The sequence below is a fragment of the Marinimicrobium alkaliphilum genome, assembly GCF_003259155.1.
Classification (GTDB): domain Bacteria; phylum Pseudomonadota; class Gammaproteobacteria; order Pseudomonadales; family Cellvibrionaceae; genus Marinimicrobium_A; species Marinimicrobium_A alkaliphilum.
The window spans coordinates 80,102-104,186 of sequence record NZ_QGMQ01000003.1 but is presented as its reverse complement, the minus strand read 5'-3'; the positions used below and the strand labels follow the sequence as shown (position 1 = coordinate 104,186).

The 24,085-nt window shown below is 58.7% G+C and carries 14 protein-coding genes; 4 read left to right on the top strand and 10 right to left on the bottom strand.

Annotated features, from left to right (window positions below; translation table 11 throughout):
* The first annotated feature begins 30 nt into the window (after nt 1-30).
* Nucleotides 31-1,287: a uroporphyrinogen-III C-methyltransferase gene (locus tag DKW72_RS05970; protein ID WP_157960408.1), complete on the top strand. Its 1,257-nt coding sequence runs from the start codon at nt 31-33 to the stop codon at nt 1,285-1,287.
* Entirely contained in the window at nt 1,284-2,564 is a 1,281-nt protein-coding gene (locus DKW72_RS05965) for a heme biosynthesis HemY N-terminal domain-containing protein (RefSeq protein ID WP_111641434.1), read from the top strand. The genes DKW72_RS05970 and DKW72_RS05965 overlap by 4 nt, the downstream gene beginning before the upstream one ends.
* Here DKW72_RS05965 and DKW72_RS05960 read toward each other — a convergent pair.
* The 8 genes from DKW72_RS05960 to DKW72_RS05925 all read right to left on the bottom strand — a co-directional run bounded on the left by DKW72_RS05960 (nt 2,554) and on the right by DKW72_RS05925 (nt 18,533).
* Entirely contained in the window at nt 2,554-3,336 is a 783-nt protein-coding gene (locus tag DKW72_RS05960) for a hypothetical protein (RefSeq protein WP_111641433.1), read from the bottom strand. The two genes, DKW72_RS05965 and DKW72_RS05960, sit on opposite strands and share 11 nt — an antisense overlap.
* 4 nt (nt 3,337-3,340) lie before the next feature.
* Complete coding sequence (locus DKW72_RS05955; RefSeq protein ID WP_111641432.1) at nt 3,341-4,618, bottom strand: hypothetical protein; 1,278 nt, start codon at nt 4,616-4,618, stop codon at nt 3,341-3,343.
* A gap of 129 nt (nt 4,619-4,747) precedes the next feature.
* Entirely contained in the window at nt 4,748-6,898 is a 2,151-nt protein-coding gene (locus DKW72_RS05950; RefSeq protein WP_111641431.1) for an alpha-amylase family glycosyl hydrolase, read from the bottom strand.
* Nucleotides 6,899-6,900: 2 nt separating this feature from the next.
* Entirely contained in the window at nt 6,901-10,125 is a 3,225-nt protein-coding gene (gene pulA, locus DKW72_RS05945; protein WP_111641430.1) for a pullulanase-type alpha-1,6-glucosidase, read from the bottom strand.
* Between the two features lie 445 nt (nt 10,126-10,570).
* Complete coding sequence (locus DKW72_RS05940) at nt 10,571-12,421, bottom strand: glycoside hydrolase family 13 protein (protein WP_111641429.1); 1,851 nt, start codon at nt 12,419-12,421, stop codon at nt 10,571-10,573.
* A complete protein-coding gene (locus tag DKW72_RS05935; RefSeq protein WP_111641428.1) occupies nt 12,418-13,926 on the bottom strand; it encodes a tryptophan halogenase family protein in 1,509 nt (502 codons plus the stop codon). Before DKW72_RS05935 ends, DKW72_RS05940 begins: the two co-directional genes overlap by 4 nt.
* 82 nt (nt 13,927-14,008) lie before the next feature.
* Nucleotides 14,009-16,864 carry a TonB-dependent receptor gene (locus tag DKW72_RS05930; RefSeq protein ID WP_111641427.1) on the bottom strand — a complete coding sequence of 952 codons (2,856 nt, stop codon included), beginning with the start codon at nt 16,862-16,864 and terminating at the stop codon, nt 14,009-14,011.
* 37 nt (nt 16,865-16,901) lie between these two features.
* The gene (locus DKW72_RS05925) at nt 16,902-18,533 is read right to left on the bottom strand and encodes an alpha-glucosidase family protein (RefSeq protein ID WP_111641426.1); all 1,632 of its coding nucleotides are present in this window, start codon (nt 18,531-18,533) and stop codon (nt 16,902-16,904) included.
* Nucleotides 18,534-18,819: 286 nt separating this feature from the next.
* Here DKW72_RS05925 and DKW72_RS05920 point away from each other — a divergent pair, with 286 nt between their 5' ends.
* Entirely contained in the window at nt 18,820-20,340 is a 1,521-nt protein-coding gene (locus DKW72_RS05920; RefSeq protein WP_111641425.1) for an MFS transporter, read from the top strand.
* A gap of 11 nt (nt 20,341-20,351) precedes the next feature.
* Entirely contained in the window at nt 20,352-22,064 is a 1,713-nt protein-coding gene (locus DKW72_RS05915; protein WP_111641424.1) for an alpha-amylase family glycosyl hydrolase, read from the top strand.
* Here the strand turns inward: DKW72_RS05915 and DKW72_RS05910 are convergent.
* Together DKW72_RS05910 and metF are read right to left on the bottom strand one after the other, a co-directional pair.
* Entirely contained in the window at nt 22,061-23,119 is a 1,059-nt protein-coding gene (locus DKW72_RS05910; protein WP_111641423.1) for a LacI family DNA-binding transcriptional regulator, read from the bottom strand. The two genes, DKW72_RS05915 and DKW72_RS05910, sit on opposite strands and share 4 nt — an antisense overlap.
* A 108-nt stretch (nt 23,120-23,227) precedes the next feature.
* Nucleotides 23,228-24,079 (bottom strand): methylenetetrahydrofolate reductase [NAD(P)H], encoded by an 852-nt coding sequence (gene metF / locus DKW72_RS05905; RefSeq protein ID WP_111641422.1) that lies wholly within the window; start codon nt 24,077-24,079, stop codon nt 23,228-23,230.
* Nucleotides 24,080-24,085 lie beyond the last annotated feature (6 nt).

Sequence of the window (24,085 nt, the reverse complement as noted above, 5' to 3'; positions counted from 1 at the left end):
GAAAACCAACATCACCGACGAGAGCGTCCTGTGACTGACGACCCGCGCACCGACCAATCTGATTCCCAAGACTCCACCAAGCCGGCGGCGGTCGAAGCCGACCTGGCTCCGGGCCGCGACTCTCCTGAAGCCCGGGATGAAGCCGAAACCAGCCCTCCGCAGAACGACAAAGACAAAAGCACTGAGCCACCGGCCCACGCCAAAGGCGCACCCGCACGCCCGATCGCCGGCCCTCGGCCGCGACGACTGGGCTTGGTCTGGCTGTTGCTACTGGTCGTGCTGTTGGGTGCCGGAGCTGGCGGGTACTGGCTCTGGTTGGAACTGGAAGAACACAACGCGCAGGTGAGTGCTTTGGCCGAGCGCTTGGACGAGCAACGCCGACAGCTCGATGATCAGCGCCGACAGCTGGATAGCCAGGACGAGGCGCTCGCCGGGCAGGTGCGCTCTGCACTGGCGGAACGGGATGAACGCCTGGATGAACAGGCTGGCGAACTGCGCGCTTTGGCCGATGATTTGCGCCAGGCCCGCGACCGCCTCAGTGATCTCGCGGCCACGGATCGTATCAGTTGGCAGTTAGCCGAGGCAGAACATCTGTTGCGGCTGGCCGGTCAGCGTCTGAGTGTGGATCGAAATGCGGCTGTGGCCCTCAACTTGAGCCGGGCGGCTGATCGCCAGCTCCGTGATGCCGGACGCAGTGACCTCAGTCAGGTGCGGCGTGCATTGGCGCGGGAAATCAACGCCCTGGAAGGCGTTGAGCCGGTCGATCGTGAAGGTATTTACTTGCGCCTGGCGGCTCTGAGCGAAGAGGCCCTGAGCCTGAGTGCCCCAGCGCCGGGACTGGAGGGGCGGGCCGGAGACGGTGCTGCAGATACTGAGGCAGAGGGGTCTGGTGCTGAAGGCTGGCGCGGCCGTCTCGAGGCAGCCTGGCTGCGCGTCAAACGCACGTTCAGCGACCACCTGCGTATCCGTCGCCACGACGGCGCGGCCGTCGACGAAGTGATGGCACCGGAGAACCAGGTGTACCTGGCAATGAATCTGCAACTCAAAATTCAACAGGCCCAGATGGCCTGGCTGCGTGAGGAGCCGGAGATTTACCGCGCGAGCCTCTCGGCCGCCGGTGACTGGCTGGAGCGCTACTACCCGGGCAGCACCCGGGCGGAGCAAGTGCGCGAGGAACTGTCGGCACTCGCCGAGCAACCGATGAGTATTGAACTGCCCAGTGTCGGTGAGGCCCTGGAGCGCCTGGAGCGCTATCGCCGGTCCCAGCGCGCGGAGGGCGATGAATGAGACGCGCGCTGATCTTCTTCCTGCTGTTTATGCTGGTGGGGGCCTGGGGCCTCCAGTTTGTAGAGCAGGACAGCGGCTATGTGTTGATTGCCTTCGGCCAGACCTCGGTGGAAATGAGCCTGTGGTTTGCGCTGCTGTTGGTGTTTGGCGGCGCCTTTGTGCTCTGGCTGCTGTGGGCGATATTGCGCGGCAGCGTCTCGGTGACCCGTCGGGCCTCCGGCCAGCTATTGTTTGGCAGTCGCGAGCGCGCGCGCAAACGCACCGCTCGGGGCCTGATCGATTTTATCGAGGGCAATTGGAAGCAGGCGCGCAAGAAGCTGATCAAGGCCGCGCCCCGGGCCGATCAGCCCCTGATCAACTATCTGGCGGCGGCACGCTGCGCGTTTGAATTGGGCGATCGCAAGGACGCCTTGGCGCTCTTGCACGAGGCCGAGAAAAGCAGCGAGGGCAGCGAGCTGGCGGTGGCCCTGACTCAGGCGCGCATGCAGTTGCAGGCCCAGCGCTATGAGCAGTGCCTGGCAACGTTGCAGCGTGTGCATCGTCTTGCGCCTCAGCACCCGGTGATTCTGGATCTGTTGCGCCAGGTGTATGTTGCCCTGAATGATTGGGAGTCGCTGGCGGGGCTGCTCGACAGTCTGCGCGCTTATGGCAACCTCGGGCTTGAGGACTTGCGGCAGCTGGAGCTGACCATCTACCGGGAGCAGTTGCGCCAGGTGCGCGAGAATTCCCGCCATCTGTCTGCGGCAGAGCAGGTTCAGGCCCTGCGCAAAGTCTGGCAGAAGGTGCCTGGCCCCTTGCAGAAACAGCCGGCTCTGGTACAGGTGTACGTGGAGCATTTGGTGGCACTGGGGCAGGCGGACGACGCCGAACAGGTATTGCGTAAAGTGCTGCCCAAAGGCTGGCATCAGGCACTGGTGCGCCAGTACGGGATGTTGGCCACCAAAGACCCGGCCCACGCCCTGTTGGTGGCCGAGGGTTGGCTCAAACAGCGCCCCGCTGACGCCACGCTGATGCTGACCATTGGCCGCTTGTGCCTGCGCAACGAGCAGTGGGGACGCGCCCGGGAGTATTTTCAGAGCAGTTTGCAGTTGGCCAAAGACCCGGAAGCCTGCGCCGAGCTGGCGCGGTTGTTGGCCAATCTGGGTGAGCACGAGAAGAGCACCCACTACTACCAGGAAGGTTTACGTCTGACCACTCAGCCCCTGCCGGAATTACCCCAGCCCAAGCCCAAGCCGGGTTACGCCATCCAGGATCAAACCCGTCGCGCTACCAGTTGAACCCGAAGCCGAGATAGCTGGCGTCGTCCAGATTCAGGGTCTGCCAGCCCTCGGCCAAATCGTACTGACGAAAGCGACTGTCGAAGCTCACTCCCATATGCACCTGGGCGGACAAGCGCCCCTGTAAGGGCGCTCGCCATAGCGCCTGCAATCGCCACTCGCGCAAGTAGGTGGCGGTTTTCAGCTCGCGTTCACTGTCGAGCGCACCCCACTTTTCTCCGTAGCGTTCAAACCCCAGCTGCCAGCGTTGATTGGCGGCGCGCCAGTGGACGCCGATGGGCAGTTCGAGCACCAGTTCTGTGGCGCCGGGCAGTTCGCGCTCAAGGCGCAGGTGCGGGTAGACCTTGAAACCGCCGAAGCGGTAGTCGCCGTTGATTCCAACGGCGCTCGGGCCTGCGTCGGGTGTCCAGTGGGCATGGAAGGTGGTCACCAGGGCTTGGCGATGAAAGCGCTGGTATTTGAAGATATTGGAGGAACCGTGCACGCCCAGCTGGGCTTCGATCCAGAGGTTGTCCAGAGCGTAGCCATGGCGGGCGTCAAACTGGTGAAAGTAGCCGTTGTGGCCGGGGTCGCCGGTGCGGATCAGCAGAGGTTGATGGATGTACTGGTAGTCGCGCAGGTGTTCGTTGTTGCGGTACTGGTAGCCCAGCTTGTAGGCGCGCCGCTCGGGTTGGTCTTTTTCCCAGTCGGTATAGCTCGCGCGCCACGGGCCTGTATCTGTCAGTGCGGGGGCTGACAGGCACAGGCAGGTGGCTGCGAGCCAGAGGCGCATGGCGCTAGCCGTCGGCCTCGCAGGTGAGGTCGCCGGTATTGTTATCGCTCTGGCGTTCAACCACCAGATCGCTCAGGGTCACATCGCCACCGCCGCTGACGCGCACCTGCAAAAATGACTTGGCGGTGCCGCGATGAGTGGCAATGCTGGTCGTGGGGCTGGATCCAATGGTCACATCACCCGGGACGTTGACGCTCACCCGTTCGCCCGGAATGAGGATGCCGGTGTCCAGGTTGATCAGACGGCTGGTGACACTGTGGGGCATATTGAAAATGTCCTCCCCGGCATTGTTGTCGACCCACAGCCCCAGTTGGCCATCGGCACTGGCGCTGCGTACGCAGAAGCTCACCCGATAGGATTCTGACAGATTGAGTTCGCCCCAGCTGGTGATGCCGGCGAAGTCGTAGTGGTACAGGCGCGAGTCGATCTTGGGGTTGTCGCCATTCCCTTCAGGGTACCGGTGCAGGGTCTGACCGAGGGTGAACTGGGCATCGCGCAGGCGCAGACCTGTGTCAGTGAGGCTCAGGCGCTCTTCGTCAACTACTGGGCGACCATTGCTACCGATGCCGTCGAAACAGCACAGGGGATAATAGAAGGCGGGCAACTCATCCACCAGGGACGGCGCGTAGCGGGCATAGCGGGTACGCAGCGCCTTGTGGTCAGGGCTGAAAAATTCGGCGGTGCTATCGGGCGCGCTGAAGGTTTCGACGATAGGCAGAGCGGTGTTGACGATGTCGTTAAAGTCGTTGACCCACAGATAGACGTCGGTGAAGGACGAGAAGCCGCGCAAGTCGAAGGCCTCGTGCTCTACGTTTTCAAGCTGATAGCCGAGGGTGTAACGCTCGTAGAGGGCGCCGTTGGAGCGCGCTTCGCTGCCGTCGGGCAGGCTGTCCTGGGTCGCAAAGTCTTCGCCCGAGGTCAGTTCAATCACTTCCCGGGGCACGGCCGCGCGCGGATCAGTGGCGCTGCTGGTCTGATTACGGATCCAGCGGTTGATGCTGTCGCTGGCAGCATCCTGCTCAAAAATGGCGACCGAGGCGAGCATGCGGAAGTCCCGGGAATCGTTGGGGAAGTGCAGGGCGAGCACAGCGTTCTGGTCAATGAAGTGGTAAAAATCCTTGGTGGCGAGGTAGCCGGGCTCGGGCGTGTCGAGGGTGCGGGATTCCCGCTGTACCTGTTCGCTGTTGCGATTGAGGTCGCGGGTGTCACTGCCGCCGGATGAGCCACCGCAGGCGGCGAGCAGAGTTGAGGTGATGAGCAGGCTGGTAGCCAGTAAACGCATGGGGATGTTTCCTCTAAACCCGGAATTTCGATCCGGTAAAGATAACAGATGCGCGGAGCGGCGACCACGACCTGACGCACACAAAAAGGGGCCCGAAGGCCCCTGAATGTTAAAGACGCTTATCGAGCATCATTCGGCGCAGCGGCTCACCATCATGGTGCCGCCATCGAGGTCTTCATCGATTTCAAAGCTGTAGACGTAGTCACCGGCCTCAGGAATGGTGATTGAGGATTCGGTGCCCGGCCCGGCGGCAACAGCCAGTGGCTGCTCGGTGCCGAGGATCACGGCGGCGCTACCTGCAACCGCGTATTCGCGGCTCCAGGTGCTGCTGGCGAACTTGAACGAGAAGCTGCCCTCGAACTCGTCTACGACCACCTGGTACAGGTTGTCGCCTTTGTAGTTGAAGGCACGGTAGCCGGGGGTAGCGCCGAAGGCATCGCCACCCGGGTAGGTGCCGCGAATGTACAGCGTCTGCCCCAATGGGCCACTGCCGTCGGCATCAGGCAAATCGCAGGCCGCCAGCGGGCCTTCACCGATGATGCTGCCGGCGTCGCAGCCCGGGCCATCCTCGGCGGGATCCTCAATGTCCAGGAAGCGCGCGCTCAGTGCCGGGACCTGGATCGTGTAAGTACCGTCTTCCGCGCTGATGGTGTCGTCGCTCAACAGGTCCGCGAGGCCGCCGTTGCTGCCGATGGCGCAGGCATCAAAGGTGACTTCCAGCGCTTCTTCACTGACGTTGAGCAGGTAGAGCACCGCCGAGTCGTCATCCGCCTTGTGGGCCGCATAGAGATGGCTGGCGGCGTCGGTCGGTACGGCCACCTGGGTGCGTTCACCCCGGTAGAGTGCCGGGTTGGCGGCGCGCATGTGCATCAGGTCACGCACGTAGTCACGCAGGTCTGCCTGTTGCTCGTTGGCGCTGAACACCTCGTGAGTCTCGCCGCTTGGCAGGCCTTCTACTTTGCCATCGCTGCGGGCGACGTGATCGTCACAATGCCCCTCCGCGATACAGTCTTCCGTCACCTGATCGGCAAAGTCCGGTACTTCATCCCCGATTTCTTCACCATAGTACAGGGTGATAGGGCCGGTGTAGGCCGCGAGAAAGCTGTAGGCGGCTTTGTGACGCTGCCAGTACTCTGCCTCTTCGGGCTCGGCGATGTCGCCGCGCTGAAGCAGATCGCCGAAGCGCACCAGGTCGTGGTTGCCGATAAAGCCGTTGGGGATGGCGTGGCTCGGGTACTGGCCGTGGGTGCTGGTCAGACCGGCGTTGAGGTTGGTGGCGGTGGCGTTGCGTTGGCCGCTTTCTTCAACCGCAAGGGTCTGCACCAGCGAATAGCGGACCGGAAAGTCGAAGGCTGAACACAGCGCCGGATCGTCCTCGGGGCCGTAGGCCTCAGCGCTGATTTCGCCGGCACCACGCCAGATTTCCGCGACCATGTAACCGAGTGGGTTGACCGCTTCGCCGTCGGCGTTGGTATAGGTCACCGAGGCAGAGGTTTCTTCCACGGCGGCGCGGATTTCTCGCCAACCTTCGAGGGGCACTTCGTAGGCCTGGTCGAGACGCCAGCCGTCGATCTTCAGTTCCTCGATCCAGTAGGTAGCGACTTCCTTGAAGAACTCGAGATCGTCCGGGTAGATGGCCTGGCGACCGACGCCGGAGCGCAGGTCGCCCTCGGTGGTAACGGTCAGATCGTTGATCGAGGGGTATTCGTGGGCGTTTTCCTTGAAGTGGCCAAAGACCCCGTCAAAGAAAACGTACAGACCCAGCTCGTGTGCCTTCTCGACCATTTCGCGGGCATCGTCGAGGGTGCCGAAGCGCGGGTCGATCGCGAAGTAGTTGCTGGCGTAGTAGCCGGTGGCATCCAGGCGGTCGGCCCACCAGTCTTGCCCTTCGATGGGTACCGCGTCAAAGATCGGGGTCATCCAGATGGCGTTGAAACCCATGTCGGCGATGTATTCCAGGCTGTCAGTAATGCCCTGAATATCGCCCATATGATGACTGGTGCCGTAGCTTACTCCGTGGCCAATGGAGGGATTACCGTTGATGAAAGCCTCGGTCATGACCTGATAGATGCGCAGGCTTTTGGCGGTTTCGTAAGCGGGTGTGTCGCAGCTCAGGCTGGCAATGGGGTCGCCCCCATTGCCATTACCGTTGCCGTTCGCGCCGCCGTTACCGTTACCGTTGCCATTGCCGTTTGTGGGGGTGTCGTCGGATGAGCTGCTGCCGCAGCCCACCAACGCACCCAGCACAATCGGGAGTACCAATTTGTGCAGGGTTTTCATGATTACAGACTCCGTTGTTGACGGTTGAGCGCAAGTGCGCCGAGCATTAACAGCAGCATCAGCGCGCCCAGGCCGGACAGGCTACCGCTGCTGCGACTGCGGGGTGCCTCAGCGTCGCCGCCATTGCCGTTGCCGTTGTCTGCGCCATTGCCGTTACCATTGTCTCCGCCATTACCGTTGCCATTGCCATTGCCATTGCCATTGCCATTGCCATTGTCACCGTCGTCCGGGATGGCGCTGACAAAGACGGCAGTAGTGCGCGCCGGTACGTGGAAGCTGCCATCGAAGTGGGCGTCCTCCAGCGCGTCATCGCTCGACGCTGCCTGGGCCGGATGCAGTTCAAAGGCGTTGTCGTTGACGTTCCACTCGAAGCTTTGGGCTTCGGTATCGGCATTGAAGATCACCACGATTTGCGCGTAGTGGGCGTCGATCTCAAGCGTGTCGGTCAGGCTCATCACAATCAGGCCTGGAACTTGATCGGCACCGGTGTTGTGGAAGTCGAGCACGTCCATGACCTGCTCGGCACTTTCCAGGCTGAATAGCGGTGAAGAAGCACGGATCGTCAGGAGCGCAGCGGTGGCTTCAAGCGCGTGGGCGATTTCAGCGCTGCTAACCGCCAGTTCCGGGTTTTCCAGACGCGGACGAATTTCGTCCCAGCTGGCTTCGTTCTCATTGGCGACCGGGAGGCCGCGTGCCCAGCCGTTATCCTCATAGGTAAAGTCGAGCACATTGAACCAGTCACCGGAGTTGTAGGTGTTGCGATCCATGGATTTTGAACGCAGCAGTTCCTGACCGGCTTGCATAAAGGGCGTGCCCTGAGCCATCAGTACCAGACTGTTGGCGACCACTTGGACCCGCGCGCGATCTTCCGGGCTGGTATCCAGCGGGAGTTTGTACTGGTTGATGTCAAACAGGGTTTCGTTATCGTGCTTGCCCGCGTAGTTGATGATATCCAGCGGGCTGCGCGCATACCCGGCCTGACCGTGATGGCGAACGTTGCTGCCTACGGTGGTGTTGCCTTCATGGTCGATGATGCTGAAGTCGCGCAGAGAACCGGCCAGACCGATACGCAGTGAGTCTTTATTGCGCAGCAGTTGTTGCAGGGTGGCACCGCCGGTTTCATCATTGGGGTTCAGGTAGAGTCCATTGACAAACACCTGGCTGCGCACGTGGTTGACGCCACTGTCAAAGGGGCTGCCGCCGCGGATGGCGTCGCGGAAGCGATCGTTAAATGTGGCAGCAATGTCTTCGCCGGCCATGTTGTCTTGGGTGGCCTGGATAAACCGGGCATTATTGGCCACTTCGCCAAAGTTCCAGCCCTCGCCGTAGAGCAGGATCTTCTCGCCATCGACACCGTGCTCTTCAGTGGTCATCGCGTCGAGTGCGTCACGCACCTTGCGCATATTGTCGAGGGAATGGTGGCCCATCAGGTCAAAGCGGAAGCCGTCGACCTTGTAGGCATCGGCCCAGAGTACGATGGAGTCGATCATGAACTTCTCCATCATGCTGTGCTCGGTCGCAGTACCGGGGCAGCAGGTGCTCATGGCAACGCCGCCAGAGCCTTCGAGGCGGTGGTAGTAGCCGGGTACGATTTTGTCGAACACAGACTTCTCACCGAGACCGGCGCTGTTGGTGTGGTTATAGACCACGTCGACCACAACCCGCAGGCCCAGTGCGTTCAGGGCCTGAACCATCTGACGGAACTCGATGATGCGCGCGGTGCCGTCCGGATCGGAGGCGTAGCTGCCCTCGGGCAGATTGAAGTGGTGGGGGTCATAGCACCAGTTGAAAGCGTTCTGGTCGCGAATCTCCCAGATGATCGCTTGTTGCTCTTCGCTCGCCGGGCCATGCGTGTCCAGGCCCAGGTCACGCTCGTCGACGCGGTCTTCAGGGTCTTCGGGAATGGTCGCGCAGTCGTTTACTGGCAGCAGGTGAATATGGGTCATGCCTGCATCGATCAGCTTTTTCAAGTGTTCGATACCGTGGGTGCCTTCAAGGGTAAAGGCCGTGAACTTGCCGCGGTGCTCCTCGGGAACTTCAGGGTCGTGCACGCTGAAGTCGCGCACATGGATTTCATAGATGATGGCGTCGGCGATGCGCTCAAGGCTCGGTTTCTCGAGTTCATCCCAGCCTTCGGGTTTCAGGTCCGCGTCCATGAGGTTGACGAACTGGCTGCGTTTGCCGTCGGTGGCGGCGCTCACGGTGTACGGGTCCGTGCTGAGGGTTGTCTCGACGCTTTGAGTCAGCGGTACATAGACTTCGGTTTCGTACAGGTAGTACATGCGATCCCAGCCTTCGTCGCCGGATACCGACCAGACCCCGGTGTCGTCATCGCGGGTCATGGGGTGGACGACGGCGTCGGTTTCCGGGTGACCATCGGCAAAGACGTGCAGGTTGACCGAGCGAGCGGTGGGTGCCCAGACTTTGGCGTGAATGCCTTCGGCGTTGTACACCGGGCCCAGTTCGCCATCGTAGCCGAACACGTCATCGAGTACGCCGGGAATCTGCAGGCCGGTGGCATCGACCACTTCGTCCTCATCGTTGGTGGCAATCAGCACAATCTGCTGACGTAACAGCGACGGGACCTGCGTGTGAGCTTCTTCGGACAGGGTAAAGGTCTGCAGGCCCGACAGGTGCGGGAAGCGCTCGGCCAGTTCCCCGCCCAGCGTGTCGCCGGTAGGGGTCAATGCGATGGACTCGCTGCCGTCGACGGTACTTTCCGGGGTGATGGAAATGCCGGCATTTTCAGCGTAATGCAAACTGACCTCGGCACCGGCCGGGGCTTCCCAGACGAAAGTGTCGGCACTGACCCAGTGGGCGGTCGCAGCGCTCAGGTCGCCAGCGGCCATCTCGCCGATAAACAGGCGGTGGTTGCTGTGATCGTAGAAGAAATCGATGGTTTCAGCTTCCTCGACGTCCAGCGGAATATTCGGACCATCTTGAGCGCCACCGGCACCGTAGTTTTCATCCCAACCGCCATTGATGGCAATTTTTATTTCGTACTCACCGACGGGCACGTCAAAACTCCCGAACCAGATTGTGCCTTCGGTGTTCTCAAGGAAAGTTTCGCTACAATCGGGTTGCCAGTCACCGGGACAGCCCAGGGCTTCTTGCACGCTGCCCACCAGGGTGACGGTGTTGGGCGTGCTCGTGTGGTCGGCAAAAACGTGCAGGCTCAGCATACTGGCGACGCCAGCGATACCGATATTGCGTAACAGCGTTTTCATTATTATCGCTCCTTTCGGGTGGTTTGTTTGTTAGGGTTTTATGAGTTCTACGCGTTGTGGGGATAAAAAAAGGGCGCAGTAAACTGCGCCCGAAAAACTCCTGGCAGAGGAGTCCCAACACTTGGAGGGTTGGAGAGAGACACTGGTTTCGGCGCGGGGCTACACACGTCGCCTGTAGACTTAGTTGTCCGGAATTCTGTCGCTACTGCGTTTGCAATAAAGGACCATGGGAGTACCTTTGTGCGTTGTCGTTGTTATTCAGTGTTATCTAACGTTGAGTTCATACTAGGCTTATGCTGCGGGGGTCACAATAGCTTGCATACGTATGCATTGAATGCATACGTATGCAACGAGCCACAAAAAAAGCCCGCAGAAAATGCGGGCTTCGGGGGCAACTGAAAATGACTATGAAAACACTTTTTTAGTTGTTTTAACGCTTAAAATCTCAGCGTTTCAGCTCCAACACAAGGCTCCGGCCTGCGCCTACGGTTATCGTATCCGTTAGCGTGTAGGCTTCACCGGATAGAATATCTTCGCCCTTGGCGTGCTCGGCCAATCCCTGACGGAAACGGGAAAGATCGAGAGTTCTATCTGTATCATTCTTGTTCAGTACCACCATCACCCGTTCATCATCGGTATAGCGAAAATACACGTACACGCCCGTTTCCGGTGCGTAATGCAGAAGCCGACCGTCATGAATGACCGCGGCGCTTTTACGCCAATTAAGTAGGCGGCGCAGGTGGTTCTGGGCACTTGCCTGATCATCACTCAAGCCCCTGCCGGTGAAGGCGTTACGCTCGTGCTCGGGCCAACCGCCGGGAAACTGACTGCGAACTTCGCCGTCGGCCCGGGTCTTGGGGCTGGTGGCGAGTACTTCCGAGCCGTAAAAGAACTGCGGTGTGCCGCGCATGGTAGCGAGAAAGGTCATGGTGAGTTTAAAGCGTGCAAGATCTTCATCCAGGTAGCTGTAGATGCGGCTGGTATCGTGGTTCTCGGCAAAAATGACCAGCGACCAGGGATCCGGATAGATATAGTCGTCCGCCAATGCCAGGTACAGGTTGATCAGCCCTTCGCCCCAGTTCTCTTCTTCGGTCATGGCGTCGCGCAAAGCGTAGTACACCGGGAAGTCCATCATGCTGGGGGTGTAGGCCTCGTAACCGTCCGGGTTACTCTGTCCTTTCTGCCAGTAGGCGATGGTGTTGGGGTTGGGAGTCCACTCTTCACCCACGATGGTAAAGTTGGGGTACTCGTCCAGCAATCGGCGGGTCCAGTCCGCGAGAAAGTCGCGGTCGGAATAGGACCAGGTGTCGGCCCGAATGCCCTTGAGGTTGGCGTACTCGATCCACCAGATACTGTTCTGGATCAGGTAGTTCGCCATCAGGGGGTTGCGCTGATTGAGGTCGGGCATGGTCTCCACAAACCAGCCGTCGACAAAGTGTTTGCGGTCGATATCCGCCGCGTGAATATCCTGAATGGTGGTGCGGTAGTGGGTGGTGGGGACAAAGCCGTCCTGAAAATTGAGCCAGTCGTCAGTGGGTAGATCATCCATCCACCAGTGCTGGTCGCCGATGTGGTTGACGATAAGGTCTTTCACCAGTTTTACACCGTGCCCGGCGCCGACTTCTGACAGGCGCTGATAGTCGCGATTGCTGCCGAAGCGGGGATCGATGCGGTAGTGGTCGGTGGTGGAGTAACCGTGATAGGAGTAGGCCGGCTGATCGTTCTCCAGGAAGGGCGTGGCCCAAACGGCGGTGAAGCCCATGTCGGCAATATAATCCATATGCTGAATGATACCCGCGATGTCGCCACCGTGGCGTCCTACATGGCTGTCTGGATTGGCTGCCTCTTTCATGCCGGGCAACGTGTCGTTCTCGGGATCGGCATTGGCAAAGCGATCCGGCACAATCAGGTAGATGGCATCCTGAGTCGACAGCCCCTGGCGTTGGGCTGAACCTTCGCGTCGGGGCAGAATCTCATAGCGCTGTTCCATTTGCGCGCCATCGGCATTGGAAAAGGTCAGGGTGACGCTGCCGCCTTCGAATGCAGGGTTAATGAGGAGATCGACAAACAGGTAGTTGTCATTTTCTACCGGTATGACGCGCTCAACCTTCACAGCGTCGTGCTTGGCGTCGACCTGGAGGTCGCCGATGGCGTCGCCGTAAACCATCAGTTGCAATGAGGGCTCTGCCATGCCGGCCCACCAGAAGGGTGGGTCGATACGATCAATTGAGGCTGCCTTGGCAGGCAGTGTCAGAACCAGGGTTAACAGTATCAGAGAGGAATATATCAGTTTCATAATGTGGCTTTTGCGTGTTGTTGTAGGTAGGCATCGTGATCAGAAAGCTGATCGACAGTGCGTTCAAATGTGGTGTTCAGGTTGCGGAAAAATTCTGTCAATTGTGCGCCCGGCAGCTCGTTCGCCAGTGGATGGTAATCTTCCGGGATCAGTCCCTGACCGATAAACACCTGCTGCCAGGCAGTTTCGCTGAACAGCTCGTCCTGTTCCCGAAAGACCAGCCCGCTGGTTCTGAACAGTTCGATCCGACGCAACAGGGAGTCGGGCTTGTCGGATTCGCGGCAGGCGCGCCAGAAGGGACTGTCATGCTTCTGATTCAGGTGATAATGAAGGATGATGAAATCGCGAATCTTTTCAAACTCGTCCTGTGACTGACGGTTGTACTCATCGATCACTGCGCTTTGTAATCCGCGATGGGGGAAATGTTTGATCAGGCGCACAATGCCCGATTGCACCAGGTGCAGACTGGTGGATTCGAGGGGCTCCAGAAAACCGCTAGACAGCCCCAGGGCGATTACGTTTTTGTGCCACTGTTGCCGACGTCGGCCGGTCGTAAAGCTGATCGGTCGCGGCTCACCCAGGGCGGGTGTATCCAGGTTATCGAGCAGCCGTGTACTGGCCTGATCATCCGACAGGAAATCGCTGCAATAGACCAGGCCGTTGCCATTGCGGTGCTGCAGGGGAATGCGCCACTGCCAGCCGCCCTCATGGGCGATGGCCCGGGTGTAGGGGGTGGTTTGGGCGGCGGTTTCGCTGGGTACAGCCAAAGCCCGGTTGCACGGCAGCCAATGTGACCAATCGTCAAATTCGACCTTGAGGGTTTCCTTGATCAGTAAACCGCGAAAGCCCGAGCAGTCGATAAACAGCTCGGCGTCCAGCTGTTGACCATCTGCCAGCGTTAATTCGGTGACTTCACCGGTATCCGGGTGCTGATGTACCTGCTGGATGGTGCCGTCGATACGCTTGACGCCTCGCGCCTCGCTGTACTCGCGCAGCAGCTGCGCGTAGAGCCCGGCATCGAAGTGGTAGGCGTGCACCAATCCACACAGGGGCGTATTCGGGATAGTCTCCAAAGGTTGAAAACGGTGGTTTTTGGCAGCGCGATAATTGAGGGAGAAGTCCCAGTAGTTGTGAGCTTCACCTGATTGCTGGCCGCGCAGCCAGTAGTGGTGAAACCCGGTAAAGCCGAGGTTGCGGCCAATGTCACCAAAGGCGTGCATATAGCGGTCACCTTGCCGGCCCCAGTTCTCAAACTCGATACCGAGCTTGATGGTGCCGCCGGTGCGACGCAGAAACTCGTTCTCGTCGATACCCAGGACATTGTTGAAGGTGCGAATGGGCGGGATAGTCGCTTCGCCAACACCCACGGTACCGATGGCGCTCGATTCTATCAGGGTGATATCAAGCTGTGGGCCCAGGAACCGACTGACCATTGCCGCCGCCATCCATCCCGATGAGCCGCCGCCAACAATCGCAACCTTTGTTATGGGTTTTTGTGTATTCATGAATGAACTCCTGCCGAGCACCGACCATAAAAAAGCCCCTGCTACAGGCTGACTATAGCAGGGGCTTCCTTGCTGCGTGGGTTTAGAAGCGGTAGTTCACACCCAGCAGGTAGTTGGCACCAAAGCGCTGGTAGGTGTTGACCCGACGCGGGTCATCTTCTGCAGCTGAGATGGTGGTTTCATCGGTGATGTTCTGTGCCTGCAGGCTGATGCTCAAGCCATCCAGGTTGTCCCAACCACCTGCGCCGAAGTCATAGCCGATCTGTGCATCCCAGATCTCCGCACCCAGGTCGGTGGTCGGAGTCAGGGCCATGCTCAGGCCGTAGAACTCGGTCGCGTACTTGTCACGGTAGCGGCCGCTGATACGGGCCTCGAAACCGTTGCGCTCGTAGTAGAGTGTGGCCTGGTAGATGCGCTCGGACAAGCCCGGGATATCGGCGGTGACGGGGTTACCCTCTTCATCTATATCGGTCAGCTCACCGTCAAGGAAGGTGGCGCTGGCGATCAGGCCGAAACCATCCAGAATGTCGCTGAACATGTAGAAGGGCACGCTCGCCTGCAGCTCCAGACCCTTCACGCTACCCGAACCGGCTTCCGCCATAAAGTTGGTGAAGCCCTGGGTGGAACGCAGTTCGTCGATGCCGTTGTCGTGATAGCCTTCGATGATGAACTCACTGAAGTCAGTCAGGACTTGACGGTTGAAGTGCCAGTTACGCAGGTCTTTGTAGAAGATGCCGGCACCGAGCATGCCGTCGTCAGCAAAGTACCACTCGTACCCGAGATCGGCCTGATAAGCGCGCAGAGGCCGCAGCTGGGGGCTACCGGAACTGCCGTTCCAGGCGCTGCGCTCGGGGTCAGTGGACTGGCGAATACCGTCGTCGAAGTCAAAGCCGATGGTGTTGTTCGGGCGCATGTCGTCGAGTCGAGCGCGAGACATGGTCTGAGACGCCGCAAAACGCACATATTGGTTTTCGGCCACGTCAAAGGTCATGTTCAGACTGGGCAGGAAGTTCCAGAAGTCATCGCCGCCTTCGGTTGGGGTCGTCACTACCGTAGCAACACCATCGACGCGCTCGGTCTGGGTATCAAAGCCGGTGGCCCATTGGTCAGTGTGAACCGCTTGCAGACCGATGTTACCGCTGATGATGCCCTGTTCGAAGTCGAGCATGCTGTAAAGCGTAGTAACTTGCTCGTCCACGGTCCAGGTGTCGCCCAGGCGGCCGGGTTCGTACAGCGTCGCATCAATTTCACGGTAGAAACCGCTCTGGTACAGGCCGACACTATCGTAAGCCAGCATAGGGGGAAGACCCACAAAACTCAGATCGGTGTTCCCTACGCGGAACTCTTCCGGTACCGGCGCATCGGTTTGGGTTTCAGCCGGCTCGTTGTCGGTAAAGCCCGGGCCCACCAGATAAGCGCCGGTGTTGGCTTTAGACTTGGAGCGGTCGGAGAAGTTAATACCGAATTCGGCACGATTGAAGATAGACCAGTCGACATGACCATCAACGTTCAGACGCACAGTGGTCAGCTCTTCATCGAATATCGGCTGGTTGACGAAGCCGTCCTGAGCATTATCGGTGCCCACCAGGTCAGCAATACCACCGCCCCAGTTCTGTGGGCCGGCCAGGCGGATGACGTTGGGGTCCGTGTAGTCTGGCATGGTGATGCTGTTGTGTGGGCCAAAGGTGATGCCGGCGTCACCAGTATGGGTCCACGAGCGCGCTGCGGCACCGCCTTGAGTGTCGGTCCGGGCGCGGCCGGTACCGGAATAGCTTTCCATGTTGATAAAGCTTTTTGAGGATTCGCTGCGAGCGGCGTCAAATCCCAGTTTCCAGTCGTCGTTCAGCAAATACTCAAGGTTGAAGCCAAACGCGGTCAGGTCGCCTTCTTTAGATTCTGCATCGTTCCGAATAACGGAGTGAAAGCCATCGAATTGACCTTCAGTGACCAGGCCGTCTTCAACATTGAAGACTTCAAACTCCGCACCGCTCCAGATCGGCCCACCTTCTTCCAGACCCCGGAAGACTTTTTCTTCCGAAAAGTCGATGTACAGCAAGTCGGCGGTCATGGTCAGGCGATCATTCGGTGCCCACTGGAAAATGGAGGACACGGTGTCGCGTTGCATGGAGCCAGAGCGCACGTAGGTATCGTGACCGCCCATAATGTATTCGGCATCCGGGAAGTCTTCGAACTCCGGACCACCGAGCTCTTCCCAGTTACCGGCTTCGTTGTTATCGGGGAAGCCCCACATCCGTACCTGCTCTTCCTGGCTCGGAGAGTCCATGGTGGCGAGGGTCAGGGCGAAGCCCATGGTGCCGTCGTTAAAAGTATCAGAGAAGGTGAATGCCAAACGGTGACCGCGATCGCTGAAGTCCGGGTTGGCGGAGCTCATGCCATTCTGCTCGAGGTTGGCGTTGATGGCGATAATGCGCTCGTTTTCCAGCGGGCGAATGGTGCGCAGGTCAACGATACCGCCCAGACCCTGGTTGACCAGGCTGGCGTCGGGCGACTTATAGACGACCGCGTTGGAGATGATCTCTGAGGGGTAGAGATCATACTCAACACCGCGGTTGTCACCGATACCGAGCAGCTCGCGGCCGTTCATGGTGGTAGCGACATAGTCTTCGTTAAAGCCGCGCACGGAAACACCGCTGGTGCGACCGTTGACGCGCTCACCGGCCAGGCCGGGCAGGCGCGCCAGGGACTCGGCGATACTGGTGTCGGGCAGCTTACCGATGTCTTCCGCCGACAGAGCTTCGACGATGGAGCTGGAGTCCTGCTTGATGCTGATGGAGTTCATCAAACTGCGACGAATACCGGTAACGACCACTTCTTCCAGGATCATTCCGTCATCTTGGGCCACAGCCGGTACGCTGTAAGCGCCGGCCAGGATACAGCCAATGGCTGATGGCAGTAACATTTTTTTGCTGTTGATCATGATGAGTTTCCTCGTCGGTTATTATGACTATAGTGGGTTAACGTGAGTGGAGCAGGGCAAATGCTGCACCGTATCCGGGGAGCGTCAGGGTCTCACTCTTCCACTCCCCCGGTACCAGGCCATGACCGTCCAGCAAATGCGAAATCTGCTGGGCGCTCGTGTCATATGCCCTGGATTCTTTACTGAAGTTGAAGGCAACCAGCAGTTGCTGTTGCGCGTTGGTGCGTGTGAACACGAGGATGTCGTCATCCGCGTGCACAAACTCGATATCACCCAGTACCAGTGCCGGCTGTTGCTTGCGCCAGTGAATAAAGCCCCGGTAGTGATTGAGAATGGAATCGGCTTTGTCGGCTTGCTGGTCAACTGCCAGGGCCCGGTGTTCGTCCGGAATTGGCAACCAGGTGTGTACCGCGTCACTGAAACCGGCCTGTGTGGCTTCTTTCTGCCAGGGCATGGGCGTGCGGCAACCATCGCGACCTTTGAATCGGGGCCAGAAGGTGATGCCGTAAGGGTCCTGGAGTTGATCCTGGCGAATTTCCGCCTCGGTCAGACCCAGTTCTTCGCCTTGGTAGCTGCACACGCTGCCGCGCAGTGACAGCTGCATGGCGTTGAGCATCTTGGCCTGTTCGGGGTTGTAGGGTGTGTCGCCCCAGCGGCTCATTACCCGAATGACGTCGTGGTTGCCGATGGCCCAGCAGGGCCAGCCTTCACCGAGTCCCGCTTCCAGAGTGGCCACGGTGTCGCGTACGTACTGGGGCGACACCGACTCGGCCAGCAACTCGAAACTGTAGGCCATGTGCAGGCGTTCGTTGCCCGCCGTGTACTCGGCCATGGTTTTGAGCGAGTCTTCAGAAGAGATTTCGCCCAGGGTCACGACGCCGGGATACTGATCAATCAGCTGGCGCAGGTGCTTGAGAAAATCGAGGTTTTCCGGCCGGGTGTTGTCATACAGGTGGCGCTGATAGGCGTAGGGGTTGTCGGTGGTGAAGCCGCGACCTTTGCGCTCGGCTTCCGGTTTTGACGGGTTGTTCCGCAACTCTTTGTCGTGGAAGCAGAAGTTGATGGCATCCAGGCGAAAGCCATCCACGCCTTTCTTCAACCAGAATTCGACTTCAGACAAAATTTCTTTCTGTACAGCCGGGTTGTGGAAATTCAGATCCGGCTGAGTCTTAAGGAAGTTATGCAGGTAGTACTGGCACCGGCGCGGCTCCCACTCCCAGGCGACACCGCCAAAAATGGACAGCCAGTTGTTGGGCGGTGAGCCGTCTTCAGCCGGATCGACCCAGACATACCAGTCGGCTTTGTCATTCTCGCGGCACTGGCGGCTTTCTTCAAACCAGGGATGCTGGTCTGAGGTGTGACTGAGCACTTGATCAATGATGATCTTGATATCGCGGGCGTGAGCCTCGCTGATCAAACGGTCAAAGTCGTTCAGCGTGCCAAAAATGGGGTCAATATCGCGGTAATCGCTGATGTCATAACCAAAGTCTTTCATTGGCGATTTGAAAAAAGGTGAGATCCAGATGGCGTCCACACCCAGACTGGCGATGTAGTCCAGCTTGTCGATGATGCCCGGCAGATCGCCGATGCCATCGCCATTGCTGTCCATCAGGCTGCGGGGGTAGACCTGATAGATGACGGCGCCGCGCCACCAGGGATAATTTTGCATAGTACTGAAAACCTATTGTGATTGTTCGTTATTCAGACTGTCCGATCTGTGTCGAGTCGACAGCCTGTGAAAATTGACTGTTGATCTAACATACGCCTGGCGCTGATATCACCGCAATAGACTGCATACGTATGCATACCGGTTTGCTCAATGCATACGTATGCAGGGTGGTCCGGTCGGGGCCTAAAAGCCTGAATACGTATGCAAAGTCTTGTGTGGCGGGGGCTGGAAGATTACTGTTGTCCGTAAATAACCATGACTTCAGCAGAATAGGCAGTACCTGACCATGACAAAAAAACCTCAGCTCAGCTTCTGGCAGATTTGGAACATGAGTTTCGGCTTCCTGGGCATTCAGTTTGGCTTTGCCCTGCAGAACTCGAACGTCAGCCGGATTTTTCAAACTCTCGGTGCCGGTGTAGATACACTCCCCATCCTGTGGCTCGCAGCGCCCATGACGGGTTTGATCGTGCAGCCCATCATTGGCTATTTCAGTGACAAAACCTGGACCGGTCTGGGCCGGCGGCGTCCTTACTTTCTGTATGGTGCGATCGCGGCGAGTCTGGCCCTGGTGTTCATGCCCCATTCGCCTTACCTGTGGGTCGCGGCGGGTATGCTCTGGATTCTCGACGCTTCGATCAACGTCTCCATGGAGCCTTTCCGCGCGTTTGTCGGTGATATGCTGCCGGAAAAGCAGCGTACTGCGGGCTTCGCCATGCAGAGCTTCTTTATCGGGATAGGGTCGGTAGTGGCTTCGGCGCTACCCTGGATGTTGACCAACTGGCTGGATGTGGCCAATACCGCAGCCCCGGGCGTGATTCCGCCTTCGGTGATGTATGCCTTTTATGTGGGTGCGGCGGTATTTTTCTTCGCGGTGCTCTGGACGGTGGTGACGACCAAGGAGTACAGCCCGGAGCAACTGAAGGCGTTCGCCGAGTACGACGATAGCCTGAAAGAAAAACGCACCGATGAAATCCTGGCGGAAACGCGTACCCACGGGCAGTACGCGCGCGGCGGCAAGCTCTGGCTGGCCTCAGGCGTGGCTTTGGTTGCACTGATTTCCGGTTTCGGACTGGATTGGCGCCTGCACATTATTGCCGGGGGCGTGTGCGTGTTCGGTATTCTGCAATTGATCAGCGGTTACATGCTCGGCAATGGCAAGATCAACAACGGCTTTTATCACTTTACCCACGATTTTTTCCACATGCCCAAGACCATGAAGCAGCTGGCGGTCGTGCAGTTTTTCTCCTGGTTTGCGCTTTTTTGCTTGTGGATTTACGCCACGCCGGCCATTACCGGTTATCACTACGGCACCAGCGATACCGCGTCGGTTGCCTACAATCAGGGCGCTGACTGGGTGGGCGTACTCTTTGCCTCTTACAATGTCTTTGCCGCCATGGCCGCATTCCTGATTCCCGTGATTGCTAAACTGATCTCGCGCAAGAGTACCCATATGGTCAATTTGATCATGGGTGGCCTGGGTATGATCTCGCTGCTGCTGATCCGCGACCCCAGTTGGTTGTTGGTGTCGATGGTGGGTATCGGTATTGCCTGGGCGTCAATCCTGTCCATGCCCTATGCGATTCTGTCCTGTTCCCTGCCCGCGCACAAAATGGGCATTTACATGGGGATCTTCAACTTCTTTATTGTGATTCCGCAGATCTTGGCGGTGAGTATTTTGGGAATGCTGGTGCGCGATCTTTTCGGTGGTCAGGCAATCTATGCCTTGGCGCTGGCCGGTGTGTGTTTCTTTATCGCGGCTGCGGCCACTCTTTTGGTAGAAGATGAGGGCGCGGAAGCGTCCCTGTAAGGTAGGTAACTATGAATGCTTTGAAAGGTTTTGCCCTGCTGCCGTTGGCAGCCGCCCTGATGATCGGCTGTGCCAGCGAGCGCAGTGCCGATCCGAAGGTAAGCGTAGATCCCGGCGCCGAGTACTACGGTACGCGCGAGCCTTGGGCCCGCGAGGCCATCTATTTTGTGATGACCGACCGTTTTGTCGATGGCGATTCGAGCAACAACTTTGAAGATCAGGGTGGCGATCATCCGAGCTGGGAGGGGCGTCTGCAAGGGCCTGACGGCGAGGAAGCCTTTATTGGCTATATGGGGGGCGACTTTCGGGGCTTGCTCAACAACGCTGACTATATTCGCGACCTGGGTTTCACCTCAGTCTGGGTCACGCCCATTATCGACAACCCGGATGCAGCCTTCAGCGGTGGCGATGAAGTCACTTTTGGCGGTAGCGGCGACGGCGGCAAAACCGGTTACCATGGTTATTGGGGCGTCAACTTTTTCAAGGTGGATGAGCACCTGGAGTCGGACGACCTGAGCTTTGCGGACCTCACCCAGGCGCTGGAAGAAGAGTACGGCTTGAAGCTCGTCCTCGATATCGTGGCCAACCACGGTTCTCCCGCCTGGGGTATGGACGAGCCGCACGGCAACTTCGGTCAGATTTACGGACCTGAGGGTGAGCTTTTGGCCGACCACGGTAACGTTCATCCGAATGATCTTGATCCCGCCAGCAATCCCCTGCAGCGCTGGTTTCTGCACGAGCCGGATATTGCCGAGCTGGCCAGCCTCGACCCGGACAACCCGGAGGTGATGGACTATTTCGTCAACGCCTACTTGCAGTGGATTGAGCAGGGTGCCGCGGCGTTCCGTATCGACACCATCAAGCACCAACCGCACCACTTCTGGAAGGAGTTTGTGGGGCGTATTCGCGCCGAGCATCCGGATTTCTTTATGTTCGGGGAAAGCTGGAGCTATGAAGCGGCCGAGATTGCCGAACACACTTATCCGGAGAACGGCGGCGTGAGTGTGATTGATTTTCCGGGTCGGCAGCACATGACTCAGGTGTTTGAGAATCCGGGCAGTGATTTCGCCGAGATTCTCGGCTATCTGTATCTGGAAAACAGTCCTTACCAGAACCCTTATGAGCTGGCGACGTTCTACGACAACCACGATATGAGTCGTCTGGATGCGGACACCGGTGGTTACATGAGCGCCAATAACTGGCTCTTTACCGCGCGCGGGATTCCGGTGGTTTACTACGGGTCAGAAATCGGTTTCCAGTCAGGCCTGGCGGAGCACTACGGCAATCGCAACTATTACGGCGAGGAGAATATTGCCCGTGCTGAAGGCCATCCGATCGCCGAAGCCCTGCGCCATATCGCCCACATCCGTCAGCAATCTGTTGCGCTCCAGAAGGGCTTGCAGGTGAACCTGGACTTTGCCGGCGATACCGCCGCCTTCCTGCGGGTCTATCAGGTCGACGGTGTTGCCCAGACGGCACTGGTGCTACTGAACAAAGGTGACCGGGCTACGGCAGTGACAGCCGAAGGTATGATCAATACCGGTCGTTGGGAAGAGCTGGGTGGTGACGCTGTGATTACAGTTGACGACACGGGCGCCCATCCCGCTATTACGCTGGAGGTGCCCGCCCATGGCGTCCGTGTGCTGGCCTTTAACGAGCCGGTCAACAATCCGGCGCTGGCTGCACGCCTGGAAGAGCTGCGGATTCCCGCCAGCCCCCGTTAAGCGGCGGGGGGTTGCTTGCGGCGGCCTTTTTGGGCGCCGCAAGAGCCACGGACGATCAGTTCGGCCGGTAGCAGTTGCGACTCGACCACATCACCGGCAACCAGCTTGAGCAGGTTCTCCACCAGCATTTCACCGGCTTTATTGGTGTCCTGGCGAACCGTAGACAGCGGCGGATGGGTGTAACCGGACATGGGGATATCGTCGAAGCCCATCAGGGCGATATCGTCGGGAATGGTAAGGCCCGATTCTTCCAGGGCCATCACGCAGCCGATTGCGATCAGATCGCTCGCGCCAAACACTGCATCAAACTTGATGCCGCGTTTTTCCAGGGTTTTGATGGCCTGGTAACCTGAGTCCTCGAAGGTTTCCGCCGCCACCTGGAGCTGTGGGTTGACCTCAATGCCCGCCGCCTTCAATGCCTTGCAGTAGCCTTTGTAGCGGGAGTTGAACTCCGGGCTGTGCTCGGAGATATCGCCGATAAAGGCGATATTGCGATACCCCAGATCGATCAGGTGCTTGGTGGCTTTACAGGCACTGTTGAAGTTGTCGCAACCAATGGAAAACCCGGGCTGCCCCGGCAGAACCGGACCCCAGGTGATGTAGTGGGCACCGACTTCAGTCAGCTGGTTAAGCTTCTCCACGTAAGTGACGTAGTCACCGTAGCCGAGAAAAATAATGCCGTCGGCGCGGTTGGCGTCCTCGTAGTCCGCATGCCAGTCTTCGCTGGCCTGTTGAAACGATACCAGCAGGTCGTAGCCGCGATTGGCGCAGGCGCGGGTGATGCTCCCGAGCATCGACAAAAAGAAGGGGTTGATCACCGAATTGGCGGTGCCGTGGTCCTCGCACAGTAGTAGTGCGATAGTGCAGGTGCTACGCGAACGCAGGTTGCGCGCGTTTTTGTCGACCTTATAGTTGAGTTCTTGCGCGATTTCCTGGACTTTGCGGCGCGTCTCCTCACTCACCAGGGGACTGTTGCGCAGCGCCCGGGATACCGTCGATTGCGATACGCCCGCTCGATAGGCAATATCGAACGAGGTGGGTCTACCCTCTTTCATGCTGGAACCTCACTGGCCAAGTGGCTTGGCTCTATTGTTATGTGTCTACGTCCCGCTTCCCGCAGTTGACGTAATGCCCGCCAATTATTGGGCGGGCACAGGGCCGTGTCAATCCGCCTGCGGTGTTAAACCGAGGTTTTTGACGACGGTGGCGCAGGGCTCGTACTGGTTCATGGTGTAGAAGTGAAGCCCGGGCGCGCCGTTTTCGAGCAGGGTTTCACACAACTCTGTTACCAAGTCTACGCCAAAAGCCCGCAAACTGTCGTTATCGTCGTAAAAGCTCTCCAGGCGCTTGCGCAGCCAGCGCGGGATCTCGGCGCCGCAGGTGTCGGAAAAACGCATCAGGTTGCGGAAGTTGATGATCGGCATGATCCCGGGGTAAATGGGCTGACTGATGCCGGCCTTGGCGCACTGCTCCATAAAATGGAAGTAGGCGTCCGGGTTGTAGAAGTACTGGGTGATGCCGCTGTTGGCGCCCGCATCGAACTTGCCTTTCAGGTAGCGGATATCGTCATCGTAGCTTTTTGCTTGCGGGTGAATTTCCGGGTAGGCCGCCACCTCGAGCTGGAAATGGTCACCAAAATGCTCGCGGATAAACGCCACCAGCTCGTTGGCGTAGACCAGTTGGTAGGCGCCGCCAACGCCCGAGGGCATATCGCCGCGCAGAGCCACAATACGGTCGATGCCCGCCGCCTGGTACTCGGCGATCAGTGCCTTGACGGTATCCGCATTATCGCCTCCGAAAGACAGGTGCGGCGCTACGCTCAGGCCGGCCTGCTTGAAGCGGGTGACGATATCTTTGGTGTTGTCGCGGGTGGAGCCGCCGGCACCGTAGGTGACCGAGAAAAAGTCCGGTGCAAATTGATTCAGTTGGTCTTTAACGGTGTCGAGTTTCTCCTGGCCCGCCGGGGTCTTGGGAGGAAAGAACTCGAAACTCAGACGCACGTCCTGGTTACTCATAATTGT

Coding starts and splice junctions, on each gene's coding strand:
- DKW72_RS05965 (WP_111641434.1), top strand. CDS start 1,284: ATGAGACGCGCGCTGATCTTCTTCCTGCTGTTTATGCTGGTGGGGGCC.
- DKW72_RS05960 (WP_111641433.1), bottom strand. CDS start 3,336: ATGCGCCTCTGGCTCGCAGCCACCTGCCTGTGCCTGTCAGCCCCCGCA.
- DKW72_RS05955 (WP_111641432.1), bottom strand. CDS start 4,618: ATGCGTTTACTGGCTACCAGCCTGCTCATCACCTCAACTCTGCTCGCC.
- DKW72_RS05950 (WP_111641431.1), bottom strand. CDS start 6,898: ATGAAAACCCTGCACAAATTGGTACTCCCGATTGTGCTGGGTGCGTTG.
- pulA (WP_111641430.1), bottom strand. CDS start 10,125: ATGAAAACGCTGTTACGCAATATCGGTATCGCTGGCGTCGCCAGTATG.
- DKW72_RS05940 (WP_111641429.1), bottom strand. CDS start 12,421: ATGAAACTGATATATTCCTCTCTGATACTGTTAACCCTGGTTCTGACA.
- DKW72_RS05935 (WP_111641428.1), bottom strand. CDS start 13,926: ATGAATACACAAAAACCCATAACAAAGGTTGCGATTGTTGGCGGCGGC.
- DKW72_RS05930 (WP_111641427.1), bottom strand. CDS start 16,864: ATGATCAACAGCAAAAAAATGTTACTGCCATCAGCCATTGGCTGTATC.
- DKW72_RS05925 (WP_111641426.1), bottom strand. CDS start 18,533: ATGCAAAATTATCCCTGGTGGCGCGGCGCCGTCATCTATCAGGTCTAC.
- DKW72_RS05920 (WP_111641425.1), top strand. CDS start 18,820: ATGACAAAAAAACCTCAGCTCAGCTTCTGGCAGATTTGGAACATGAGT.
- DKW72_RS05915 (WP_111641424.1), top strand. CDS start 20,352: ATGAATGCTTTGAAAGGTTTTGCCCTGCTGCCGTTGGCAGCCGCCCTG.
- DKW72_RS05910 (WP_111641423.1), bottom strand. CDS start 23,119: ATGAAAGAGGGTAGACCCACCTCGTTCGATATTGCCTATCGAGCGGGC.
- metF (WP_111641422.1), bottom strand. CDS start 24,079: ATGAGTAACCAGGACGTGCGTCTGAGTTTCGAGTTCTTTCCTCCCAAG.